The 22,021-nt window shown below is 46.9% G+C and carries 13 protein-coding genes and 1 tRNA gene; 7 read left to right on the top strand and 7 right to left on the bottom strand.

All coding sequences use genetic code 11. The features are described from left to right. Positions 1-365: 365 nt before the first annotated feature. From OL444_RS24420 to OL444_RS24415, 3 genes are all read right to left on the bottom strand, one after another. Positions 366-809 (bottom strand): hypothetical protein, encoded by a 444-nt coding sequence (locus OL444_RS24420; protein WP_443092766.1) that lies wholly within the window; start codon positions 807-809, stop codon positions 366-368. After that, positions 784-900 (bottom strand): DUF7151 family protein, encoded by a 117-nt coding sequence (locus tag OL444_RS32090; protein WP_443092843.1) that lies wholly within the window; start codon positions 898-900, stop codon positions 784-786. The genes OL444_RS24420 and OL444_RS32090 overlap by 26 nt, the downstream gene beginning before the upstream one ends. Before the next feature lie 2,514 nt (positions 901-3,414). Further along, a tRNA-Pro gene (locus tag OL444_RS24415) sits at positions 3,415-3,488 on the bottom strand. 207 nt (positions 3,489-3,695) lie between these two features. Here OL444_RS24415 and OL444_RS24410 point away from each other — a divergent pair. The 4 genes from OL444_RS24410 to OL444_RS24395 all read left to right on the top strand — a co-directional run bounded on the left by OL444_RS24410 (position 3,696) and on the right by OL444_RS24395 (position 10,851). Continuing rightward, positions 3,696-4,307 (top strand): RNA polymerase sigma factor, encoded by a 612-nt coding sequence (locus OL444_RS24410; RefSeq protein ID WP_264729217.1) that lies wholly within the window; start codon positions 3,696-3,698, stop codon positions 4,305-4,307. A gap of 66 nt (positions 4,308-4,373) precedes the next feature. Then, entirely contained in the window at positions 4,374-5,402 is a 1,029-nt protein-coding gene (locus tag OL444_RS24405) for a FecR family protein (protein ID WP_264729218.1), read from the top strand. Between the two features lie 58 nt (positions 5,403-5,460). Next, on the top strand, positions 5,461-9,012 hold the full coding sequence (locus OL444_RS24400) for a SusC/RagA family TonB-linked outer membrane protein (protein ID WP_264729219.1): 3,552 nt from the start codon (positions 5,461-5,463) through the stop codon (positions 9,010-9,012). Between the two features lie 27 nt (positions 9,013-9,039). Beyond that, positions 9,040-10,851: a RagB/SusD family nutrient uptake outer membrane protein gene (locus OL444_RS24395; protein WP_264729220.1), complete on the top strand. Its 1,812-nt coding sequence runs from the start codon at positions 9,040-9,042 to the stop codon at positions 10,849-10,851. A gap of 93 nt (positions 10,852-10,944) precedes the next feature. On the opposite strand, the gene OL444_RS31835 is transcribed toward OL444_RS24395, so the two are convergent. Continuing rightward, positions 10,945-15,837 carry a PKD domain-containing protein gene (locus OL444_RS31835; protein ID WP_307734999.1) on the bottom strand — a complete coding sequence of 1,631 codons (4,893 nt, stop codon included), beginning with the start codon at positions 15,835-15,837 and terminating at the stop codon, positions 10,945-10,947. A 195-nt stretch (positions 15,838-16,032) separates the two neighbouring features. On the opposite strand from OL444_RS31835, the gene OL444_RS24375 reads away from it, so the two are divergent. Next, on the top strand, positions 16,033-17,112 hold the full coding sequence (locus tag OL444_RS24375; protein WP_264729221.1) for an NADH:flavin oxidoreductase/NADH oxidase: 1,080 nt from the start codon (positions 16,033-16,035) through the stop codon (positions 17,110-17,112). Positions 17,113-17,206: 94 nt separating this feature from the next. On the opposite strand, the gene mgrA is transcribed toward OL444_RS24375, so the two are convergent. Both mgrA and OL444_RS24365 read right to left on the bottom strand, forming a co-directional pair. Then, positions 17,207-18,208, bottom strand: a complete 1,002-nt coding sequence (mgrA, locus tag OL444_RS24370; protein WP_264729222.1) for an L-glyceraldehyde 3-phosphate reductase — start codon at positions 18,206-18,208, stop codon at positions 17,207-17,209. 44 nt (positions 18,209-18,252) lie between these two features. Continuing rightward, complete coding sequence (locus OL444_RS24365) at positions 18,253-19,116, bottom strand: AraC family transcriptional regulator (RefSeq protein WP_264729223.1); 864 nt, start codon at positions 19,114-19,116, stop codon at positions 18,253-18,255. Between the two features lie 93 nt (positions 19,117-19,209). On the opposite strand from OL444_RS24365, the gene OL444_RS24360 reads away from it, so the two are divergent. Continuing rightward, positions 19,210-20,604 (top strand): MFS transporter, encoded by a 1,395-nt coding sequence (locus OL444_RS24360; protein WP_264729224.1) that lies wholly within the window; start codon positions 19,210-19,212, stop codon positions 20,602-20,604. 11 nt (positions 20,605-20,615) lie between these two features. Further along, positions 20,616-21,017: a hypothetical protein gene (locus OL444_RS24355; protein WP_264729225.1), complete on the top strand. Its 402-nt coding sequence runs from the start codon at positions 20,616-20,618 to the stop codon at positions 21,015-21,017. A 56-nt stretch (positions 21,018-21,073) separates the two neighbouring features. Here OL444_RS24355 and OL444_RS24350 read toward each other — a convergent pair whose 3' ends face one another. After that, positions 21,074-21,949 (bottom strand): acyl-CoA desaturase, encoded by an 876-nt coding sequence (locus OL444_RS24350; RefSeq protein ID WP_264729226.1) that lies wholly within the window; start codon positions 21,947-21,949, stop codon positions 21,074-21,076. Between the last annotated feature and the right edge of the window lie 72 nt (positions 21,950-22,021).

Here is a 22,021-nt window from a genome sequence, read left to right as displayed (position 1 = left end):
GGTATTAATTACAAAGAACGCGTTGTGCTATTAAAAAGCGAGAGCATGTTTGATCTTTGAAATTTTAAATCCATTTCTAAAATTGATGAACTGGAGCAAGGAAGTCGCCGACAACTTGATGTTTATAAAAGTTGAGTCAATGTTCCTGGATTGAATGTAAGTTCAAGATAATCTGACAAGATTGTGTATATAAAAATTGTCTTAGGGCAGACTTTTTGTGCGACTTGTTTTGTGATCCCCAAGGTATTTAAATGAGCTATAGCTAGAATACTTAGTGCAATAAAGTTGAAGATTTATATGAAATAAGAAAACCCTACAGTTTTGCTGTAGGGCTTTCTCCAATATTAATATATGCAATCCATATTTTACTTCCTATATAAAATCATAATTACGTCTGACGTGTGAGCTATATTAGATGGAGGAACAGCTGTTATTCTCAGCCCCAAATCAAATTCCTTTCTGGGAAAAGAAGTATAAAAGTTGTTGGATGGAACATAGGGGGCCGTGCTGGAAGTTGCCGTGCCTAGAACAGCACTGTTTTCAATAACAGTGGCGTCAGTGATGTTATATAACTCTAATTTTGCAGGGCCAGGAGTGTCATAGCTGTCGCCATCTTTTCGGCCCCAGGGAGCAGCATAAATGGCCATTGAATCAACACCAGGATAATTATTGATATTAAATTTAGGTATTGAAAGTGTAGTGCCGTAGGGTTGTGTGGAGTAGGATACCGCTACCCAGCCAAGTTTTATTATGATTTGTTTATCAGATGAGGCGTTATTACCATTACACACATACTGCGTATGTGTCAACCTCCGAAGATTCCAGCGTATTATTGTTATTGCGATCAATGCCTGTTTTAATAACAAGTCCGCCAGCGGTACATTTATCTCCAGGGGGCATCTGTTGTACATCCAGTAAACTTTTTATCCCGGCCGGTCCTTCAGGGCCTTGAGCACCCTCTTTTTGGCAGGAAGAAGATAACAGGATTCCAGCTCCGATTAATGCTGAAATAATGGGTTGTTTGAAAATTTTCATGGCTCTGGGAGATTAAGGATAAATAATAAAAATGGCCTGAGAAATTTTCTCTGGCTTTTTCTTCTGTCGGGACGACTGGACGACGCCCTGACATCGTAATATATTGAATTTCACTTTTTTGAATAAAGAGCATTAGATCTACTCACTAGATTGTGAAAGCATTCACGATCATCGATAACAAAGATATGCTATGTATCAAATAATTCCAAAATGGCATTGTGATGATGGTTGTCGTAATGTCATACTCAGAACGGAAAGTTGCGAGGAAGACCACTCAGATCCTGATCGTGTTCACCAATGCAAATAAGTGCGTTGCTAAATAACTATTCTTAAAAAGCTGCTCTTGTCGGGTAGATTTTCTGTTTATAGTAAGCATTGTTAATTATACTGCAGTGGTGTTAGTTATTTTAGCTTACTGTACTGTAATGACACGTCGTAACCTGTATCTCACCGTAACCCTTATTATTTATGAAAGCATCTACACTATTTGGTAAATCACTTAGTAGAACAAAAATGAAGCAAATTAATGGTGGAGCAAGCCAGGCAGCCGCCTATTGTTTAGTCCTTGGAAAACCATGTGGATTTGATTATGAGTGTCATCCAGGATGTATGTGCCATTCTACCCTGAAGATATGTTATGACCGCTATTAGTATAATTGTTTGTAGCCGGATTGTTTAGCTATTAATGTAATATATGATGATGTTTGATGGCCTAAGACAGGATATTTAGAACGTATTGTCATTCATTAGCGGAATAATATCGGTATCACATCAAAGGAGAATTGGTAGCCTGTAATTTGATAGGTTGTGGGTATTTTTTGTATTCCCCTTGCTGATTTTTAGCAGTGATTGGTATTGTTGATGGCAGCGTTGTTATGCTGTACGGACGGCGGCAATATATCTTGCTACGTACAGGTAACAGATTATCACCTTAGAGATATGATCCTGTATTGTTTGTTTAGGCCATTCGGTATAAGACTATTAGATCAGAAATGAGTCGCTGATAGTGCAAGTAAACAAGCGGTAGATTGTTCCACTGCTATATGCAGCATCCCATATCGCAACACTTGCCTGTAGAGGCCTGTTTGCCATTGTGGTTTCCACTGGCATCCTATTGGCGGGCAGTGTGTAGCGGCGTAATGAAAGATTTTTTATCCTTAAAATAAATCTATATGAAATTTAAAATTGGAATTTCTTTGACAAGAAATGAATTGAAAAAAATTGGAGGTGGAGCAGGAGCGCAAGCGGTGGATTGTTCGACAGGTATCTGCTGGAATCCATTTGGTTTCAGAACCTGTACGAAAATAGTTGGTTGCCGCTGCAGCGTAACCTGGGATCCTGCTACCAGACGTTGTGTAGCAGCATGAACGATATTTTCATTCTTAAAATAAATCTATGAAAACTATAATTGGCACTTCTTTGACAAGAAGTGAATTGAAAAATATCAGTGGTGGTGCTGGTAAACAAGCAGTAGATTGCTCCGGAGGTATATGTGGAATGCCATTTCTTAATAATTGTCGTAAAACGCCCGGTTGCGGTTGCACCTTACATTGGGACCCTGCCATGAAGCGGTGTGTACCTGTATCATAGTAGTTCTTTATCTTGAAAATGGGTGGCGGCGAAACTTGTAATTGACACTTTTTAACGAGAAACGAATGGAAAAAATCAGTGGTAGAATGAGACGGTAAGTGGTTGACTATTTGTTATCAAGACCTGCAAGTAAAGTCAAGTGTGCTGGTTGGGATAAAAAGTATGGGGCTAAACTGCTTTAGCCCCATATTTTTTATCCCTATCAAAATTACAAATAGTTAAAAGAGGTGAACGGGCAATGAAAATCAAAGAGCAGGCCTGGGAATAGTACCAGCTGGTAAGTGTGAGATATTAAATACTATAAGAATCGAAGATTACCATAAAAGAAAAAAGCCCTACAGTCTTAACTGTAAGGCCTTCTTTAATTTTTTACAACTACCACCACATTTCAATGTCAATAATACCATCTTCGATGATAGTACTTTCCGAGAAGAATTTTTTCCTCATCCACTGTTTCTTGTTTTTTGAAACAATTTTCCAGCTAGGAGGATTTTTAAACCTCATGGCAGTGGATGGGGTCCCATAATATGTCATCCATCTAATAGGATTGTCTGGGCAATTACGCCAAAATGTAGGATGCCATGGGCATCTTGAACATACGGCATACACTTGTCTTTTGACTAGACTGTAAGTCCTGCGATGATCGGTAGTTTCAAGGATTTTCTTTTTTTTCACTTGTAAACACGATTAGTGTTACAAGGCGTCAAGGGCTTTTTTCATAGTTTATATTTAAAAGCTGGCCTGGATAAAAACAAAAAAAGGATAGCTAAAACTATCCTTTTTCTTCTGTCGGGACGACTGGATTCGAACCAGCGACCTCTTGCACCCCATGCAAACGCGCTACCGGGCTGCGCTACGTCCCGAACTTCCGGTTGTCTCTTTTCAGTGACGGGGAGGCAAAAGTAATTATTTATTTCTTTTTTCAAAATTTTATTTGAAAAAACTTTTGTAACGATATCAGGTTAAGCTGTTTAGATATGGCTAAAATAAGCCGGTAACTATGCGTACATCAAAAAATATTTGCAAGTATCAGAATAATTGACCAGCTTTAGTACGTCAACCAAACACACATGAATACAGGGAAAGCCTATCGCCCGGGCTTACACGTAGTAGCATCCCATTCCACGCTATGGGGGCGATTTTTACAAGGAGATCGACAGGCGTTTGCACAGATCTATGAAGCGAATGTGGATGATTTATTCCACTACGGCATGCATTTCTGCCAGGATAGGGAACGGGTGAAAGATTGCCTGCAGGATCTCTTCCAGGACCTTTGGCTTTCCCGCGAACACCTGACAGCAGACATCAAAAATATCCGGTATTATCTGATCAGCAGTTTGCGCAGACGCCTGCTACGCACCTTGCAAAAAGACCGTCGTTATCGCCACCGGGAAGCAACAGAAGCCTTCGGATTTGAATTTGCCCTGCCCCATGAAAATACCCTGATCCTCGAAGAAACGGCTGCAGAACAACAACGATTATTACATCAGGCGTTAACCAATCTATCCCGGCGCCAGCGGGAAGCCATTTACCTGCGCTTTTTCCAGAACCTCAGCTATGCAGAAGTAGCGGCCATTATGTCGATGCAGGTCGATTCTGTCTACAACACCATCTCCAAAGCCATTGGTATTCTCAAAAAACAACTTCCCCTGCCTTTAATCCTGCTGCTGTTGGGCAAATAAAAAAAAGTTTAAAAAAAGTGATGAGGTTTTACAGCAGAAGTGCTCTATAGGGTAAAGCACTGATTCTTGGCAACAACAGACTACTTATCTTTTACCGCGGGCGAGTTTGCACTGGACGAAAGTTTCCAGCAATGGGTGTTGCATCCGGAAGAGAAAAATATGTTCTGGGAACATTGGCTCCTGCAGCATCCGGAGAAGGAAGCCGTCATCCGGGATGCCCGGTTGCTGGTAGAAAATATCCGTTTCCGGTCCTATAGTTTACCGGCTGCGGAAAAGGAGCAGCTCTGGGAAAATGTATGGAGTGAGTTGGCTGCAGAGGAGCCGCCGGTGATAAAAAGAGCGTGGTGGAAAGATGGAGTCAAATATGCTGCTGTATTGTTGCTGGGGATGCTGATATCCGGTATCTGGTGGAGTAGCCGCCGTCCGGCGCATCAGCCGGTGGTCATGAGTGCACATACCCGCCTCGGGGAAATCCGGCGGTGTTGGTTGCCGGATAGTTCTGAGGTAACGCTGAATGCAAATTCCAGGTTAATATATATGGAGCGGGAGCGAGGCCGCCGGGAAGTATGGCTGGATGGAGAAGCCTTTTTTCAGGTGCGGCATACCGCACTGGGCACGCCTTTCCGGGTACATACCTACGATCAGCTACAGGTGGAAGTGCTGGGAACGGAGTTTAACGTGAACAGTACCGGTAGTGAAATAGTGGTGGTACTGCAGGCGGGCAGTATCCGGCTGGACATAGGAGCGGAAGGGAATGAGGAAAAGACGGCGCTGCACCTGCAGCCCGGTGAAATGATTCGTTACAATAAACAGGATGGCGATTATACAAAAAGTAAAGTACATGCGGAACGCTATACTTCCTGGCATAACGGTCGGTTAATGCTGGAAGATTATTCCCTGGCGGATGCTGCTGTATTTATGCAACAGTTTTTTGGTAAAAGATTGATTATTCGTGATACGCAATTGCTGCGGTATAAAGTCTCTGGTTCTATGCCTGTAAGTGATCAGGCAGATACCATGTTACTGCAGCTGGCAAAAATTTTCCCCGTGCAATTCAACCAAAGCGGCGATGAGATCCGGGTACAGCAAAAATAACCGGACGGCCCTTATTACAATAGAAAGTTTGATTATTCATCGTTAAAACCTGTTCCAGATGAAAAGAGGTTTACGTGTTATGCTAATGCCATCATTAGCCCTGTTATTCCTATTCCACGATACGGCTGCACAAAATCGCGTGGCCGGTCATGATGACAAAGTTACCGCCGACAACCACGGTCAGCAGGTAACAAAACCTGTCGCACTTCCACTGAAAACGTTGCTGCAGCAGGTAGAAGAACATTTTCGGGTATCTGTTGCCTATAAAAGCAACCTGGTGAAAGACCGGCAGGCACAGGTAACAGTAGCTGCCTGTAAGTCGCCGGAAGAAGCCTTGCAGCAGATCCTTTCGGCTTTTAACCTGCGTTACGAAAAAGTACGGGATCGTTTTTATATGATCACGGAAAAACAGCCGGCAGCCGCGCCGGCATCGGCTACTTCCCCCGTACAGCAGCATCCGGTGAAAGGGCTGGTAAAAGACGATAAGGGTAATATCGTGGCCGGCGTAACGGTAAAGGTAACGGGCACCAGTATCGGTACCGTTACCGGACCTGATGGCGTGTATACGTTAACGGTACCCGGTAAAAGTGACGACCAGCTGGAAGTATCTTTTATTGGATACGAGACACAGCGTATAGTCGTTGGGGGTAGGTCGCTGATTAATATTACCCTGAAAGAAGGCGCCAGCGCCCTGAATGAAATTGTGGTAACAGGTTATGCTACCCAAAAGAAAAAAGACCTGACCGGCGCAGTAACGGTGGTGAATATCGACAACCTCATTAAACAGCCAACTGCCCAGGTAACTGAACAGTTGCAGGGCCAGGCTTCCGGGGTAACGGTGATTGGTTCCGGTTCTCCCGGCGCGTCGCCGCAGATCCGCATCAGAGGGGTCAATACTTTTGGCTCCAACTCTCCCTTGTATGTGGTGGATGGCGTGCCGACTACGGACATCGCCGACCTGAATCCCAATGATGTAGCCAGTCTGCAGGTGCTCAAAGATGCCGGCGCTGCTTCTATCTATGGGGCCCGTGCTTCCAACGGGGTGATCATCATCACCACCCGCCGTGGCAAAGGAAAGATTGCAGTAACCTACGACGGGTATTATGGTCGTCAGTATCCCAAGAACGGAAATGTATGGCATACCCTGAACCCGCAGGAGCAGGCCGATCTGCGCTGGCTGGCCTATAAAAACAGTGGCGGTGATCCTGGTACTGCCTTATATGGTCATGGTGATAAACCGGTGATACCGGATTACATCCTGCCTTCCGGCGCCATGGAAGGCGATCCGGCTACCGATCCGTCTTTGTATTACCTCAATCCGAACTATACCGATCTGCATGACTACGAGCGCTTTTACCAGATAGCCCGCGCCAACAAAGGCGGGACAGACTGGTTCCATGAAATATTCCGCCCGGCGCCCGTTACCAGTCATAATGTGGCTGTCAGCGGAGGCAGCGACCGGGGAAATTATCTCTTTTCCCTCAATTATTTTAACCAGCAGGGTACCCTCATCAATACCTATCTGAAACGGTATACGGTACGTTCCAATACCCAGTATAATATTACAGATCACATCCGGGTAGGAGAGAACCTGGCTTTTTCCATGACAGATAATCCGGCCGCAGAAATCCTGACATCGGATGCGCCCATCGGACATGCGATGCGGTCGCAAAGCATTATTCCGGTGTATGATATCAAAGGTAATTTTGCCGGTTCCGCCGGCGACGCGCTGGGGGATGCCAACAATCCCGTGGCTATCCAGGAGCGTACCCGTAACAACAAAGGCCTCAATACCCGTTTGTTTGGGAATATCTATGGAGAAGTCGACTTCCTGAAATACCTGACTTTCCGAACCAGCTTTGGGGGTGAAATTTATTCCGGCTGGTCACATTCGTTTGACTATCCGATGTATGAAAACAAGGAAAACTCCACCAGTAATTCCTACTCAGAAAGCGCCAATAACGGCCATAACTGGACCTGGACCAATACGCTGGCTTTCCGGAAAAATTTCAACCAGGTACATGACCTGAAAGTACTGGTAGGAACAGAAGCCTTCGATAGCCGTAGCAGATCAGTAGGTGGTACCACCAAAGACTATTTCACCTTTGATGCTTATTTCCCGGATCTCAGTACGGGTACAGGTACGCAAACCAACTACAGCAACCGTGAGCAGGAGAGTCTGTACTCCTTGCTGGGGCGCGTAGATTATGCTTTCAAAGATAAATACCTGTTGAGTGCTACGATCCGGCGCGATGGTTCTTCCAAATTCCTGGTAAACCGTTTTGGTTGGTTCCCGGCGGTAACAGCCGGCTGGCGTATCTCGCAGGAAACATTTATGAAACAGCTTACCTGGATTACTGACCTGAAGCTGCGTGGCGGATGGGGCATCATGGGTAATCAGATGAACCTGAGTGTAAATAACGGGTACTTCCTGTATGGGGGGCATCGCAGTTCTACCTATTATGATCTGGCTGGCCGGAATAATGAACTCACGGCCGGATTTGCCGGTATACAGATCGGTAACCCCGATGCGAAATGGGAAAGCGATGTCAATGCGAATATCGGTATAGATGCGAGCTTGTTTAACGGACAGCTGGATTTCGCGATTGATTATTACCGGAAAGATATTAAAGACCTCCTGTATAATCCGGAACTGCCAGGGCTGGCAGGTACGGCGAAACAGCCTTTCGTGAATATCGCACAGATGAAAAATGAAGGCTGGGACTTTACCGTGGGCTGGCACAAGGAGCTGAACAGAAATCTGAAACTAAACGTAACGGGTACACTGACTACCTACAAAAATAAAATCCTGAAAATATCAGATGGTGTTGAATATTTTGATGGCGACGGCCGTCGTTTCGAAGGCAGTAATATTATACGTAATGCGGTAGGCCAACCGGTATCTTCTTTCTTCGGTTATAAGATCATTGGCTTCTGGAATGAAACCGCGGAGATTACAGCTGCTGATGATGCCGTGAAAAAAGCGACCAATAATCCGGATGCCTTTTATCAGGAAGGCGCCGGTCTGGGACGTTTCCGCTATGCAGATGTCAACGGCGACGGACAGATTACGCCGGACGACCGCACTTTCCTCGGTAATCCCAATCCTGATTTTTCCTATGGTATCAATCTCGGGGTAACCTGGAAAGCATTTGATTTCAGCATTTTCCTCTATGGGGTACAAGGCAATGAAATATGGAATAACGTACGCTGGTGGCGCGATTTCTACGCTGCATTCGGTAGTGCCAAGAGCAAAACTGCCTTGTACGATTCCTGGACGCCGGAACGTAAAAATGCCAAGGCACCCATTCAGGAAGTAGAAGGTTCCAATAGTACGATGAATGTGCCGAACTCCTATATGGTGGAAAACGGGGCTTATCTGCGTGCTAAAAATATGCAGATAGGGTATACCCTCCCTGCGGCCTGGATAAGCCGTTTAAAAGTACAGAAACTGCGGGTATATGTACAGGCAGCCAACCTGTTTACCATTACGAAATACTCCGGTATAGATCCGGAAATCGGCGGATCAGATATTACTGATTTCGGCGTGGATGAAGGGGCCTATCCCAATCAACGCCAGTTTCTGGTGGGCGTAAACCTTGGCTTCTAATGGTTAATCTTCTTAAAATGTATTATTATGAAATCACTATATCGTACAGGCGGTAACGTTATACTCATCATGGCAATGCTGGTATGCAGCTGCAGTAAAAGTTTTCTCGATAAACACCCGCAATCTGCCCTCCAGGAAGATGCCCTTACCAATAAAAAAGGGGTGACTACCTTACTGGTAGGCGCCTATGCGGCACTGGACGGGCAAGACTTCGCCAACAGTGATATGGTGAATCTCTCCGGCGGCAGTGGCTATGCCGTATCACCGGATAACTGGATTTATGGCAGTGTATGCGGTGGCGAAGCCCACAAAGGCAGTGATCCCGGCGATGCTGCCACCATTCTTTCCATCGGCACTTTTGCCGGTAACGCTACCAATGGCTTTTTCAATGACAAGTGGCGGGTAGATTATGAAGGGATCCGCCGTTGTAACTTTGTGCTGCACATCCTGAAAAAAGTACAGGATATGACACCGGAAGAAAAAACAGCGGTAGCAGGGGAAGCCCGTTTTCTCCGGGCGCATTATTATAGCGACCTGAAAAAGATGTTCAATAAAATACCCTGGGTAGATGAAAATTCCACCAGCTATGATAAACTGAACGTCAACGATTTTAAAATTCCCAATGACAAAGATGTATGGCCTTATATTGAAGCCGACTTCAAATTTGCGGCAGATAACCTGCCAGAAGAACAACCGGAAATAGGTCGTGCCAACAAGTGGGCGGCGGTAGCTTATCTCGCCAAATCATACCTGTATCAGGGAAAATATGCAGCAGCCATTCCACTGTTTGAAAGTGTGATCAACAGTGGGAAAAATACCCAGGGACAACGATTTGACCTGGTACCTGTTTACCACGATAACTTCGATGCATTTAAAGAAAATAATGAAGAGGCGGTATTCTCCATTCAGTACAGTGCCAACGATGGCTCCGGCGGTACGGGTAATGCCAACCAGGGCAACATGCTAAACTATCCCTATAACGGGCCTTTTAGTTGTTGCGGTTTCTATCAGCCTGCTGTAGACCTCGTGAATGCTTTCCGCACCGATGCTGCCGGTTTACCATTCATCGATAATTTCAACCAGCATCCGATTAAAAATGATATGGGAATCGTGAGTGACAGCGCTTTCCTGCCCGACGCAGGAAACATTGATCCACGGCTGGACTGGACAGTAGGCCGCCGGGGTGTTCCCTATCTGGACTGGGGTGTACATCCTGGCCAGAACTGGGTAAGGGATCAGCAGTCTGCCGGTCCGTATTCACCGAAAAAGAGTGTATACATGCAGGTGAACCAGGATAAGTTCTATGATGGTAATGGCTGGGCGCCGGGAAATGCGATTAACTATATGCTGATTCGTTTTGCCGATGTATTGCTGATGGCGGCAGAATGTGAAGTGAAGGCCGGTGATCTCGGGAAAGCGGAAGCCTATGTGAACCGCGTGCGGCAACGTGCGATGAACCCTGCCGGATTTGTGTATACCTATAAAGATCCGGCGCATCCCATGAACGGCTATACGAATACGCCTGCTGCCAATTATAAAATAGGCACGTATCCGGTCGGCGAATTTGGGAGAAAAGGAGCTACCTGGGCTATGAAAGCGATTCAGTTTGAAAGAAAGCTGGAACTCGCCATGGAAGGACATCGGTTTTTTGACCTGGTGCGCTGGGGACTTGCCGCTACAGAACTGAATCGTTATTTCAACTATGAGCGGGGTATTACCGGCGATTTGGGCGCTGCTTCCTTTGGCAGCAGGAACCTGTATTTTCCGATTCCCCAACGGCAGATAGACCTGAGCGTGAAGGATGGAAAGTCTTTGCTGACACAGAATACCGGCTATTAAAATAGCATAGGAACTACTAAAAAAAGAAACGCATTTTCGGCGGATGAGCGACCGGAAATGCGTTTCTTTTTTAGGTAGATGAATACCGTTTGTTTATCGTATCAGGGTGATATTGCCTTTGAATTCAAAGTGTTCTCCACTTTCACACACCGTTTGCATGGAATAAATATAAGTACCTGCAGGCGCCTCTTTTCCTCTGCTGCGGCCGTCCCATCCTACTGCCGGCATATTGATCGGGAAGCGGGTGCGTTCATATACCAGGGTACCCCACCGGTCATAAATACGCAGCCAGCCAATTTCTTTTACCCCTTTCCCTTTAGGATAGATCCGCTCATTTTTACCATCATTGTTGGGGGTGAAGGCATTGGGCATAAACACAGCGCTTTCCCGGCAGATGATATGTACAAACATATCGTCCGTTTTTTTACAACCATATCCGTTGGCTACTTCGAGTACATAACGGGTGGAAATATTCGGTAATGCTTCTGTCATCGGACAGGTAAAGCAACCCAGGTCCTGTGGCGGCGTCCAGGTCCAGCTGATGACATCATTGCTGGTGACGCTGGTCAGGTATAACGGAATACCCGCCATACTTTCCCGGTCTGGGCCTATATTCACCGTGGGCCGTGGATTTACCCGCACGGTAAGGGTTTTGTTATCGGAAAAACAACCTTCCTTATCATAACCGGTGACCTTGTAGGTATATTGGCTGGTACTGGTAATAGTAGCTACGGGAGAAGCTTTGTTCGGATCATTGATACCTGTACCTTCCCATTTGTAATAGTCGGTACCCCAGGCACGCAACGGTAGCTTATCGCCCAGGCACAACACGGTATCCGGTGTGGCATATACTGTGAACGGTTGTACCACCCGGATCTTCACGGCATCGGTGTTAACGCACCCGTTATCATCGGTAACTTTTACCTTATAGGTAGTGGTTACCTCCGGACTGGCCAGCGGTGTAGCGATCAGCGGATTGTCCAATCCGGTGGCAGGCGTCCATTCATAGTGGCTACCGCCGCCGGCATACAGCATCGTAGTATTATGTAAACAGATAAACTCGCTGGGCGCGCTGGCCTTGATATCCGGCAACGGCAGGATGTTCACCGCATGATGTACTTCATCAGTACATCCGTCTTTGCTGGTAACGGTAAGGCCTATATTAAAAATGCCGGGCTTGTTGAAGGATTGTGGTTTGGGTTGCTGCTGGTCGTCGGTCTGGCTGTTGCCAAAGTTCCACTTCCAGGTAGTAGCTGGTTCTTTGGTGGCCGCGCCGCTGAACTGCAACGGAGCATCCTGACAGCCTTTATCCGGGCCGGTAATAGCGGCTACCGGCTTCGTATATACGTTTACGACAGCAGAAACGGTCTGTTCACAGCCATATACGGTAACGGCTTTTAAGGTGAAGGTATAGCTACCTTTTTTGTCGAGCTGGAATTTAGGCGTGGGGGTAGTCGGATCAGTGGCCGTCAGCGCCGGATCATAGGTCCAGGTATAGGTACCGGGTTTGCCCAATTCATCAATTGAATAGCTGTTGAATACCGGCGCAAAGGTAAGCGGGCCGGCATCACATATTTTTTCTGTAGATGGATTCATTTTGATATCCAGCTTATCAACAACAATCGGATGATCCAGGTAGGCGCTGCCTTTACAGCCAGAGGCATCTTTCAGCAGCAGCCGGGGTTTGTAGATACCCGGATTTTTAAATGTATGCTTGATTTTCAGGTCCTTGGTTTCTTCTATCTGTCCGTCGGTGAAATCCCAGCTATAGCTGAGAGAGGGATCTCCCTTGATGGTAAGCTCCACTTCTTTCTCCAGGCAGCCGCCTTCAAAGTTGGTGGAGATTTCAGCAAACGGACCTTTTACCACTACTACTTCTATCACCTCATCTTCTGTATCCGCATCCCCTTTTACTTTCAGCTTCACTTTATAGTGGCCGGATTCCGGATAGGTGTGTACCGGGTTTAGCTGATCAGAAGTACTGCCATCGCCAAAGTCCCAAAGATAGCTGGAGGCATTGACAGAGGTATTGGTGAAACGGAATATCATCGGGGCGCAATTGCTGCCATGTACAAAACTGGAGGTATAGGTGAAACTGGCAGACACCGAAGATACCTTGATCTGTTTTTCTATTTCGTCTTCACAGCCATTATCATCATTGATACGCAGCTTCACTTTATAAATCCCTTTATTGGGATAATTGTTGGAGGTATAGCTGAAATCCGCGGAGGTATTGCCATCGCCAAAATCCCATTTAACATTGGTGATGTTACCCCCGATTTCCGCAGAGGTATTGGTGAAATATACCGTGCTGCCCGGGCTTACCAGGTAGCTATGTGGGTAGAAGTCTGCATTGGGCCCGTTTACCTGCAGGTATTTATCCCGCACGGTGCTGGTACAGCCTTCTTTATCGGTGATTTTCAGAACAGGTTGTATATAAAATCCCGCCTTTTTATAGGTATGTTGAAAAGGACCGCTGGTGAATTTTTCCACCGGTGACTGATCCCCGAAATCCCATTCCCATTGCTGAATGCCTTTGCTATAGGTAAGATCGCTGGCATCGGTAAAGGTTACTGCCGTACCCCGGCATTGAATAACGTTGGGCAGGTTGTAACCTGCTATCGGTCCACGTACATCCACATCTATGATATTGCTTTTATCTATACAGCCTTGCCGGTTGGTCGCAATCATTTGTATGGTTTGCGGGCCTGGTTTGAGGTCATGGAAAACGGGAGAGATCAGATCGTAAGAACCTCCATAGAATTGACCACTGACTTCCCACCTAAATGCATAACCCCAATACCTGTCATAGATAGTCGGATCGTAGGTCGTGATAGACCCGGTCATTTTATCGCTGCTGCACAAGGACGTTTTATCTGTGGCGATAACTACCGGGGAGGGCGCAATCACTTCAATGTCCAGACTTTCAGAGGTGGTACAAACACCATCAGAGGTATACAGCGTCACCTTGTAGTTGCCTTTCTTCTCATAGATATGACTGATCGTACTATTTTGTGTGGTATAGCTGGTGTCTTTACCATCGCCCCAGGTCCACTTCCAGCTGGTAGCTCCCAACGAATATTCATTAAAGCTGATCGTAGTACGTTGGGCACAGTTGATATCATTTTTGCTGAAACGGGGAAAGGGCGTCACAGCTTTGATATAGGCCGTTTTAGTAATGGTATTGGAACAGGTATAGTTGGATACCGTCATGGTAACGGTATAGACACCCGGCTCCCGGTATTGATGGCCGGTGGTATTGCCACCGCTATAATCATAGCGGCCGTCGCCAAAATCCCAGCTCCAGTTGTTACCAATGTCGGACTTGTCGTAGAAGGACACCAGGTCATTACCACATACCTGCGGCGCCTGCGGAGAATAAAAGTCAGGCGTAGGTTTCTTGTATACTTCTATCTGATTGGAGCATTTGACCGTTCCTGTACAGCCGTTAACGGTCGTGTACTTGAGAGTGGCGGTATATTTACCTGCTTTGGGATAGGCATGTTCCGGGGTAGCCAGATTGGATTTGGCAGTACCATCTCCGAAATCCCATTCGTAGGTTTTTATTCCATCACTGCTGCTGCTATAGGCAGAAAAGCTGGCTTTTAAACCCTCACATCCGCTGGCATTGCTGGCACTGGCGTTTATTTTAGTGGTAGAAATATACAGGTTCGTATAACCGTTGGCTTTACAGCCATCTGCGCTGGTAGCCACCAGTCTTATATCATACCAGCCTTCTCCGGTATAGGTGTGACTGGGATTTTGCTGGGTGGAAGATTGCTGGTCTCCGAAGGTCCAGTTCCAAGTAGTAGCACCGGTGGTAATCCCTTTGAAATTAATAGTGGCCGGTACATTACAGATGGGCTGGTTGTCGGTGCTGATGCTGGCGGTAGGCGTAGGTTTCACGTCTATTGTTTTTTCCACTACATCTGCACAGTTGCCGTACATGGCAGTCAGCTTTATTTTGAGTTTACCTGGTTTATCAACATAGTAATACAGGTTGGTGCTACTGGAATAATACTGTCCGTTGACTTCCCAGGTGGTACTGGTGGGTGCCGCCGGACTATAGGATGCCAGAATGTTCTGGGTGGTATTACTACATACCAGTGCAGGAACAGCGAAGTCGGTGCTGTAGTTGCCAACATTGATGTCATCGACTGTTTTGGCGGCACTGCAACCCCGTTCATTCTTTACCGTTAAGGTAATGCTATGGGTGCCTTTGGTTTTAAACGTATGTTTCCCCGGATCTTTCAGCGTACTGGAACCGCCATCGTCAAATGTCCATTTATAACTCAGGGTACCCGGACCAGTAGAGGTATTTTTAAAGATAACATCCACCGGCGCTTTACAAAGTATTTTTTCATTCACCGTAAAGTCAGCATTGATCGCAGGTGCAACATCCACTATTTTTTCAATCATTTTGTAATTCGTACAGCCATAGCTGTTAGTGACGGTGAGTATCACCGTATAGGTACCGGGATTATAGTAGGTATGCGTCGCCGTTTTGCCATCACCAACAGAACCATCGCCGAAGTCCCAGCTATATTTATCAAGCGTGCCATCTACAGCTGTTGATTTATCCGTGAAGGTGGTGGTAAAAGGGGCGCAGCCTTTGGCATTGGAAACGCCAAAATTCACTACCGGTTTAGACCTTACATTGATATAGGCATCTTTCTTTTCAGTAGAGGTGGCGCCGCTGGCATCTTTTACTGTCAGGGTAACCGTATACTTACCCGGCTTCACGTAAGACGCGCGGGGATTTCTTTCCGTAGAGGTGTAACCGTTACCCAGGTCCCATTTCCAGGATACCGGGTTGCCGGAGGAGCGGTCTGTAAAAGCCGTAATGAGCGACTCACATTCACTCACGCTGTTGGCGCTGAAATCGGCTTTGAGCTGAGCTTTGGCTGCCAGTGAGATAAAACTGCCCACGAAAACAAAAAGAAATGAGGTTACTGTGTTACGCCAGGTAAGGATAAACGAATACATTATGACTATAGGTATATTGGGTTAAAATTACAGCATTTGGAGAGAATTACGAAGTGCCGGATCGGCTGGTGGCGTGGAAGAAGATAAGTTGAAGTGACAGCAGATACCGGTTGTTGCCGGAGGGAGAATCATTTGGGGGTGAAGAGTTGCTTCCGAAGAAATCCTTAATTTTAAGTACTCCTAAAAAAAAGAAAGATGACACATTTGTTCAGCCCTTTACAATTACGGGAAGTAACACTACGGAACCGTATTGCCGTGTCTCCTATGTGTGAGTATTCTTCTGAAGATGGTTTTGCTACCGACTGGCACCTGGTACACCTGGGAAGCCGGGCGGTAGGCGGCGCCGGCCTGGTGCTGACAGAAGCGACGGCCATATCACCGGAGGGCCGTATTTCTCCCCAGGACCTGGGTATCTGGAAGGAGGAACATCTGGATATGTTACAACGCATTACGGCCTTTGTGGAAAGTCAGGGTGCCGTACCGGGCATACAGCTGGCGCATGCCGGCCGGAAAGCCAGTACCCTGCGGCCCTGGGACGGAACAGGGCTGGTAGCGCCTGCCGATGGTGGCTGGCAGACAGTAGCCCCCAGCGCTATTCCTTTCAAGGAAGACTTTCCCATACCGGAAGCCCTCACGGAAACAGGCATACGTAAAGTACTGGATGATTTCCAGGCTGCTACCATACGTGCGCGCAAAGCCGGATTTAAAGTCGTAGAGATCCATGCGGCGCATGGTTACCTGTTGCATAATTTTTTATCTCCGCTCAGCAATACCCGCACGGATGCATATGGCGGCTCCTTCGACAACAGGATACGGCTGCTGGTGCAAACTGTGGAGGCGGTGCGGGAAGTATGGCCGGAGCAGTATCCGCTGCTGGTACGTATATCCGCTACCGATTGGGCCGAAGGAGGCTGGAACCTGGAGGAGTCCGTGAAGCTGGCGGCGGTGCTCAAAAATAAGGGCGTAGACCTGATCGACTGCTCTTCCGGCGGACTGGCCGCACATCAGCAGATTGTGGCGGGCCCGCTTTATCAGACACCTTTTGCCGCAGCCATTCGCCGGGAAACCGGTATCGCTACGGGTGCAGTAGGCATGATTACTACAGCTGCAGAAGCGGCATCCATCATTGCGGAAGAACAGGCCGATCTGGTACTGATGGCCCGTGAACTGCTGCGGGATCCTTATTTCCCATTACGGGCAGCACATGAACTGGATGACGACAGTATGCAATGGCCGGTGCAGTATGAAAGAGCGAAGCCCCGGAAAGTGCGGTAACAAAAAGACAACAATAAATTAATCATCAAACAGGCATCTCTCCTTATCAGCAATGATGGGAGATGCCTGTTTGATGATCACACTAACTATTTATTTACGCACCGTTGCGGAGAATATTTTCGATGGTCTGTAATTCAGCAGGCGTAAACGCAGTTTGTTGCAGTGCCAGCAGGTTGTCGTCCAGTTGGGCAACAGAACTGGCGCCAATCAACACGGTTGTGATACGTTTATCTTTCAGCAACCAGGCAATGGCCATCTGTGCGAGAGATTGTCCCCGATGCCGGGCTAGCTCATGCAGTTTTTTTACCTGTTCAATTTTTTCCGGTGTAATCTCTTTTTCCTGTAGAAATCCGGAAGGCCTGCTGGCACGTGATCCTGCAGGAATACCATGCAGGTAACGATCGGTGAGGAGTCCTTGTGCCAGCGGCGAAAACGGAATACAACCTACACCATGATTTTCCAGTACATCCAGTAAACCATTTTCCACCCAGCGCTCAAACATACTGTATTTGGGCTGATGTATCAGGCAGGGTGTACCCAATTGTTTTAACAGGTTGATGGCTTTTTCACTTTGTTCGGCAGTATAGTTGGAGAGCCCTACATAGAGCGCCTTTCCTTGTTGTACAATGCTGTGCAGCGCGCCCATGGTTTCTTCCAATGGGGTGTCCGGGTCAGGTCTGTGGGAGTAGAAAATATCTACATAATCCAGTTGCATCCGGCGCAGACTTTGATCCAGGCTGGAAATGAGATACTTCCGGGAGCCTTTGTCGCCATAAGGGCCGGGCCACATGGTATAACCTGCTTTGGTGGAGATGATCAGTTCATCCCGCAGGTGTCCGGTAAAATCCTTTTTAAGGATACGACCGAAATTTTCTTCGGCACTGCCGGGTTGCGGGCCATAGTTATTGGCGAGATCGAAATGGGTAATACCCTTATCAAAAGCATGACGGATAATACTGCGGCCGTTTTCAAAATTATCGATAGAGCCGAAGTTGTGCCATAGTCCGAGAGACAGAGCGGGTAGTTGTATGCCGCTCCTGCCGCAGCGTTGGTAAGTCATGTGATCGTATCTGTCTGTCGCAGGGGTGTATTGCATGATACCTTTTTTTAGACAGACAAGATAAGAGAAAAAATGGGTAGTTACACCTTTGCCAGCATTTTCCGGTAGGCGCCCGGTGTCATGCCCCTATACTTTTTGAAGAGGCGCGATAAATAGCTCTCATCTGTAAAATGAAGCTCCTCCGCTATTTCACTGATCCGCATATTACTATGTGCCAGCCTGGTTTCCACCAGTTTCAGTTTGTAATTGATCACATAGTCCTGTATGCTCTCGCCGGTACGTTCCCGGAAATAGGCGCCCAGATAGTTTTGGGAGAAATGAAAGTGGGCCGCCATCACTTTTATTTTAAGTAATTCCGGCGCATGAATATGTTGCTGGATGTAACCAACGATCTGTATGATATCGTTCTTGGGTGTTTTCTTTTGCAGCCTGGCAGGTTCCCCCAGGGAAACGTTACGGGCCAGGATGTTGAGCAGAATAGTAACAGATTGCCGGAGTACTAACTGATAGCCTGCTTCCTGTTGCTGGTATTCCCGCACAATGGCTGTGAGCAGGGCGTTGCCGAAGGCGGCATCCGCTTCACTCCGGAACAGCGAGCCTGTTTTCGACTGCAGGTTGTTAAAAAGATATTGTGTTTTTTTTGTCCAGTCACAGAATTCCAGGTGAGCTGTTTCGTCTTCAAACCGGGAAAAAGACAGGTCTGTAAAACGGATAAATAAAAATTGAGTGGGATCTTCTATATCAAAATGATATTTATCTGTTGGTGTTAATAAAAAAATATTTTCTTTCGTATAGGCATGACTGTTATTGTTCACAGTAATGCTGCCTTTTCCTTCCCGGATATATATCAGTTCAAAGAAATTATGTGCATAGGGAAGTGCTTCCCAGCTGTCCATCTCTTGCAGGAGCAAATCAAAAGGCTGTTTGGTTTCCTTGGTATACATGTAACAAAAGTACCGGACAATCCTCTTAAAGTCCAATTTTTTTTCCAGGCATCCTTGCTTCCTTTGCATCCTAAAAATAAGGATATGTCAGGCATGGATGCAACCTTTCCATACCCCGCCAGGTGGCGGGCATTAGCGGTACTATTGATGGGCGCTTTTTTATCACCACTGGATTTTTTCATTGTCAATATAGCCTTGCCGGCGATGCGGGAAGGGCTACATGCCAGCAGCAGTGAGCTGCAGTTTATTGTTACCGGCTACGGTGCTGCATATGCTGTATTTGTGGTAACTGGTGGGCGTTTGGGCGATATTTACGGCAGGAAACGGGTATTTATCATCGGGATGTGTGTGTTTACGCTTACTTCTGCTATTTGTGCGTTTGCACCGAATGCAGGGATATTGATCGCCGCCCGTATTGTACAGGGGCTATCGGCCGCCATGCTGGCGCCACAGGTGTTATCTTCCATTCGGGTGATCTTTCCGGCAGCAGAACAACCCCGTGCGATGGGTTTGTTTGGTGCTACGTTCGGCCTGGCTTCCATTGCGGGGCAGCTATGTGGTGGCTTACTCCTGGAGTGGCATCCTTTCGGCCTGACCTGGGAAACCGTTTTCCTGATTAACATTCCAATAGGCATTGCCGCTGTGATACTGGCGATGCGTTTTATACCGGAAAATCGCCCTGAAAAAAGATTACGTCTGGATATACCGGGTGTGATACTCATCTCTGCGGCTTTATTCCTGTTTATTTATCCGCTGATCAAAGGGCGGGAAGCCGGTTGGCCGTTATGGGTATTCATTTGTATGGCCCTGGCTATTCCGGTTATGCTGTGGTTTGTTCGTACAGAACAACGCATCATCCGGGAAGGGCGGGATCCGCTCATCTATCTGCAGTTGTTCCGCGATAAGCGGTTTTTAACCGGCCTGACTGTTATCTTTCTGTTCAACAATACGGCTTCATTTTTTATGGTGTATCCTGTTTACCTGCAAAGTGGTTTTCATTGGACGGTGTTACAGGCTGGATTGGCCGTATTGCCTTATGCAGCAGGCTTTTTCATTGGCCCGGCTGTGAGTGCTGCGCTGGCACGCAGGTTTAGGGAGAAGGTGTTGTTAATCGGATTATTACTGCTGAGTACCGGCTTTTTGCTGTCGGTGCCGGCCTTGTGGTTCCAGCCGTTACCGGGTGTAGTACTATATGCTGCTTTATTATGTGCCGGTGTGGGACATGGTATTGTGATGCCGGTGATTGTACGGATGGTATTGGCCGGTATACCGGTAGAAACAGCGGGATTGGCCGCGGGGGTGGTGAGTACCACCATGCAAATGGGCAGTGCCTTGGGTGTCGCGGTTTTAGGGACGGTATTTTTTAGTGTATTACCGGTGACGGGTAGCTATGCATCCGCTTTTATGGTGGTACTGGGACTGCTGGGTATATTGGAAGGGGTAGCGCTATCTTATAGCCGGAAATTGATAAAAATGATACAACAATAAATATTGTTTATATGGATTTAACAACAAGCGCAACGCAGACGATTATTCGTTTTCAGGACCGGATACAAGACTGGTTCCGCGGAACAGTAACAAAGAACGCCGAAAATGAACAGGCGATACTGGCAGATTTTGATCCTGCTTTCCACATGATTGGTATCAATGGCGGCAGCCAGACGTTGACCACATTGGCGGCGTGGTTACCGGTTGCCTATGGCAGCAGGCCCGGGGTTACCGTAACCATCAAGGATTTCGTGGTACATTACGAACAGCCAGGCATGGTATTGATCGGGTATGAAGAAGTACAGGAGCTGGAAAGTGGCGTCAACAGACGGGTTGGCACCGCGTTGTTTGTGCCTGGGCCGGATGGGAATGCGAAGTGGCGCTATCTGCAGGAAACGGTGCTGCCGGCGTAAAAAAAAGCGGAGATATCAACTGATGATATCTCCGCTTTTTATGTTGTGAAATAGGTTTATCCTTTTAATTTATTGCTGTCTTTCACTTTGGCCGGTACCGGACGTATTTCCCATACGATGCCAAAAAATCCGAGTGTTTTGATCACGTAATAGGTAATATCTATTTCCCACCAGTAAAAACCTTGCCGGGCAGCACTTTGATAATAGTGGTGATTATTATGCCAGCCTTCGCCCAGGGTAACCAACGCCAGTATCAGGCTGTTGCGGGATTCATCACCGGTCTGATAACGTTTGTTACCAAACTTATGAGTGAGGGAGTTAATGGTAAAGGTACCATGATACAGAATAACTGTGCTCAGGAAGAAACCAATTAACACGGTAGATAAACCGGCAGTCCAATCGAACCAACCCGTACCATTTACTTTATTCCCAACAAAGTATACCGCTACCATTAATACCAATGCAGGTATCATATGATATTTGTTCAGCCATAAAAGTTCTTTGGCTTTGTGGTCTTTGATCAGATCGAAACGGGTAGGTTTGTATTCAGGTCCCATGATCCAGCCGATGTGTGCATACCAGAAACCGTATACGTTTGCAGAGTGTGGATCATCGGGTGTATCGCTGTATTTATGGTGGATACGGTGATTGGCCGACCACCAGAGCGCACCTTTCTGTAAACTGCTTTGCGCACCGCCCGCCAAAATAAATTGAAAGAACCGCGACGTTTTAAATGCGCGATGCGAGAAATACCGGTGATAACCGGCTGTCACGAAAAACATGCGGACCACGTACAATACGCCGCATAAAATCCAGTCGAACGCTGTAGTGCCAGTGAAAAATGCCAGTAGGGGCACAGCATGTATGCCCAGGAAATCCACTTGATGCCACCAGTTTGGAGAAATTCTGTCTTGCTTTATCGCCTTATTCATTCCACAAATATAATTTCCGTCGTTATTGAAATCTATGATTAAAATCAGTTCGGACAAAGTTAAGTGCTTTTG

Source organism: Chitinophaga nivalis (assembly GCF_025989125.1).
GTDB classification, from domain to species: domain Bacteria; phylum Bacteroidota; class Bacteroidia; order Chitinophagales; family Chitinophagaceae; genus Chitinophaga; species Chitinophaga nivalis.
The sequence above is the reverse complement of the archived record's forward strand: the minus strand, read 5'-3'. Positions and strand labels throughout refer to the sequence as shown.

Excerpts from the sequence above, each read along its gene's own strand:
- OL444_RS32090 (WP_443092843.1), bottom strand. The coding sequence starts at position 900 with ATGCCCCCTGGAGATAAATGTACCGCTGGCGGACTTGTTATTAAAACA.
- OL444_RS24410 (WP_264729217.1), top strand. The coding sequence starts at position 3,696 with ATGAATACAGGGAAAGCCTATCGCCCGGGCTTACACGTAGTAGCATCC.
- OL444_RS24400 (WP_264729219.1), top strand. The coding sequence starts at position 5,461 with ATGAAAAGAGGTTTACGTGTTATGCTAATGCCATCATTAGCCCTGTTA.
- OL444_RS24395 (WP_264729220.1), top strand. The coding sequence starts at position 9,040 with ATGAAATCACTATATCGTACAGGCGGTAACGTTATACTCATCATGGCA.
- OL444_RS31835 (WP_307734999.1), bottom strand. The coding sequence starts at position 15,837 with ATGTATTCGTTTATCCTTACCTGGCGTAACACAGTAACCTCATTTCTT.
- OL444_RS24375 (WP_264729221.1), top strand. The coding sequence starts at position 16,033 with ATGACACATTTGTTCAGCCCTTTACAATTACGGGAAGTAACACTACGG.
- mgrA (WP_264729222.1), bottom strand. The coding sequence starts at position 18,208 with ATGCAATACACCCCTGCGACAGACAGATACGATCACATGACTTACCAA.
- OL444_RS24365 (WP_264729223.1), bottom strand. The coding sequence starts at position 19,116 with ATGTATACCAAGGAAACCAAACAGCCTTTTGATTTGCTCCTGCAAGAG.
- OL444_RS24360 (WP_264729224.1), top strand. The coding sequence starts at position 19,210 with ATGGATGCAACCTTTCCATACCCCGCCAGGTGGCGGGCATTAGCGGTA.
- OL444_RS24355 (WP_264729225.1), top strand. The coding sequence starts at position 20,616 with ATGGATTTAACAACAAGCGCAACGCAGACGATTATTCGTTTTCAGGAC.
- OL444_RS24350 (WP_264729226.1), bottom strand. The coding sequence starts at position 21,949 with ATGAATAAGGCGATAAAGCAAGACAGAATTTCTCCAAACTGGTGGCAT.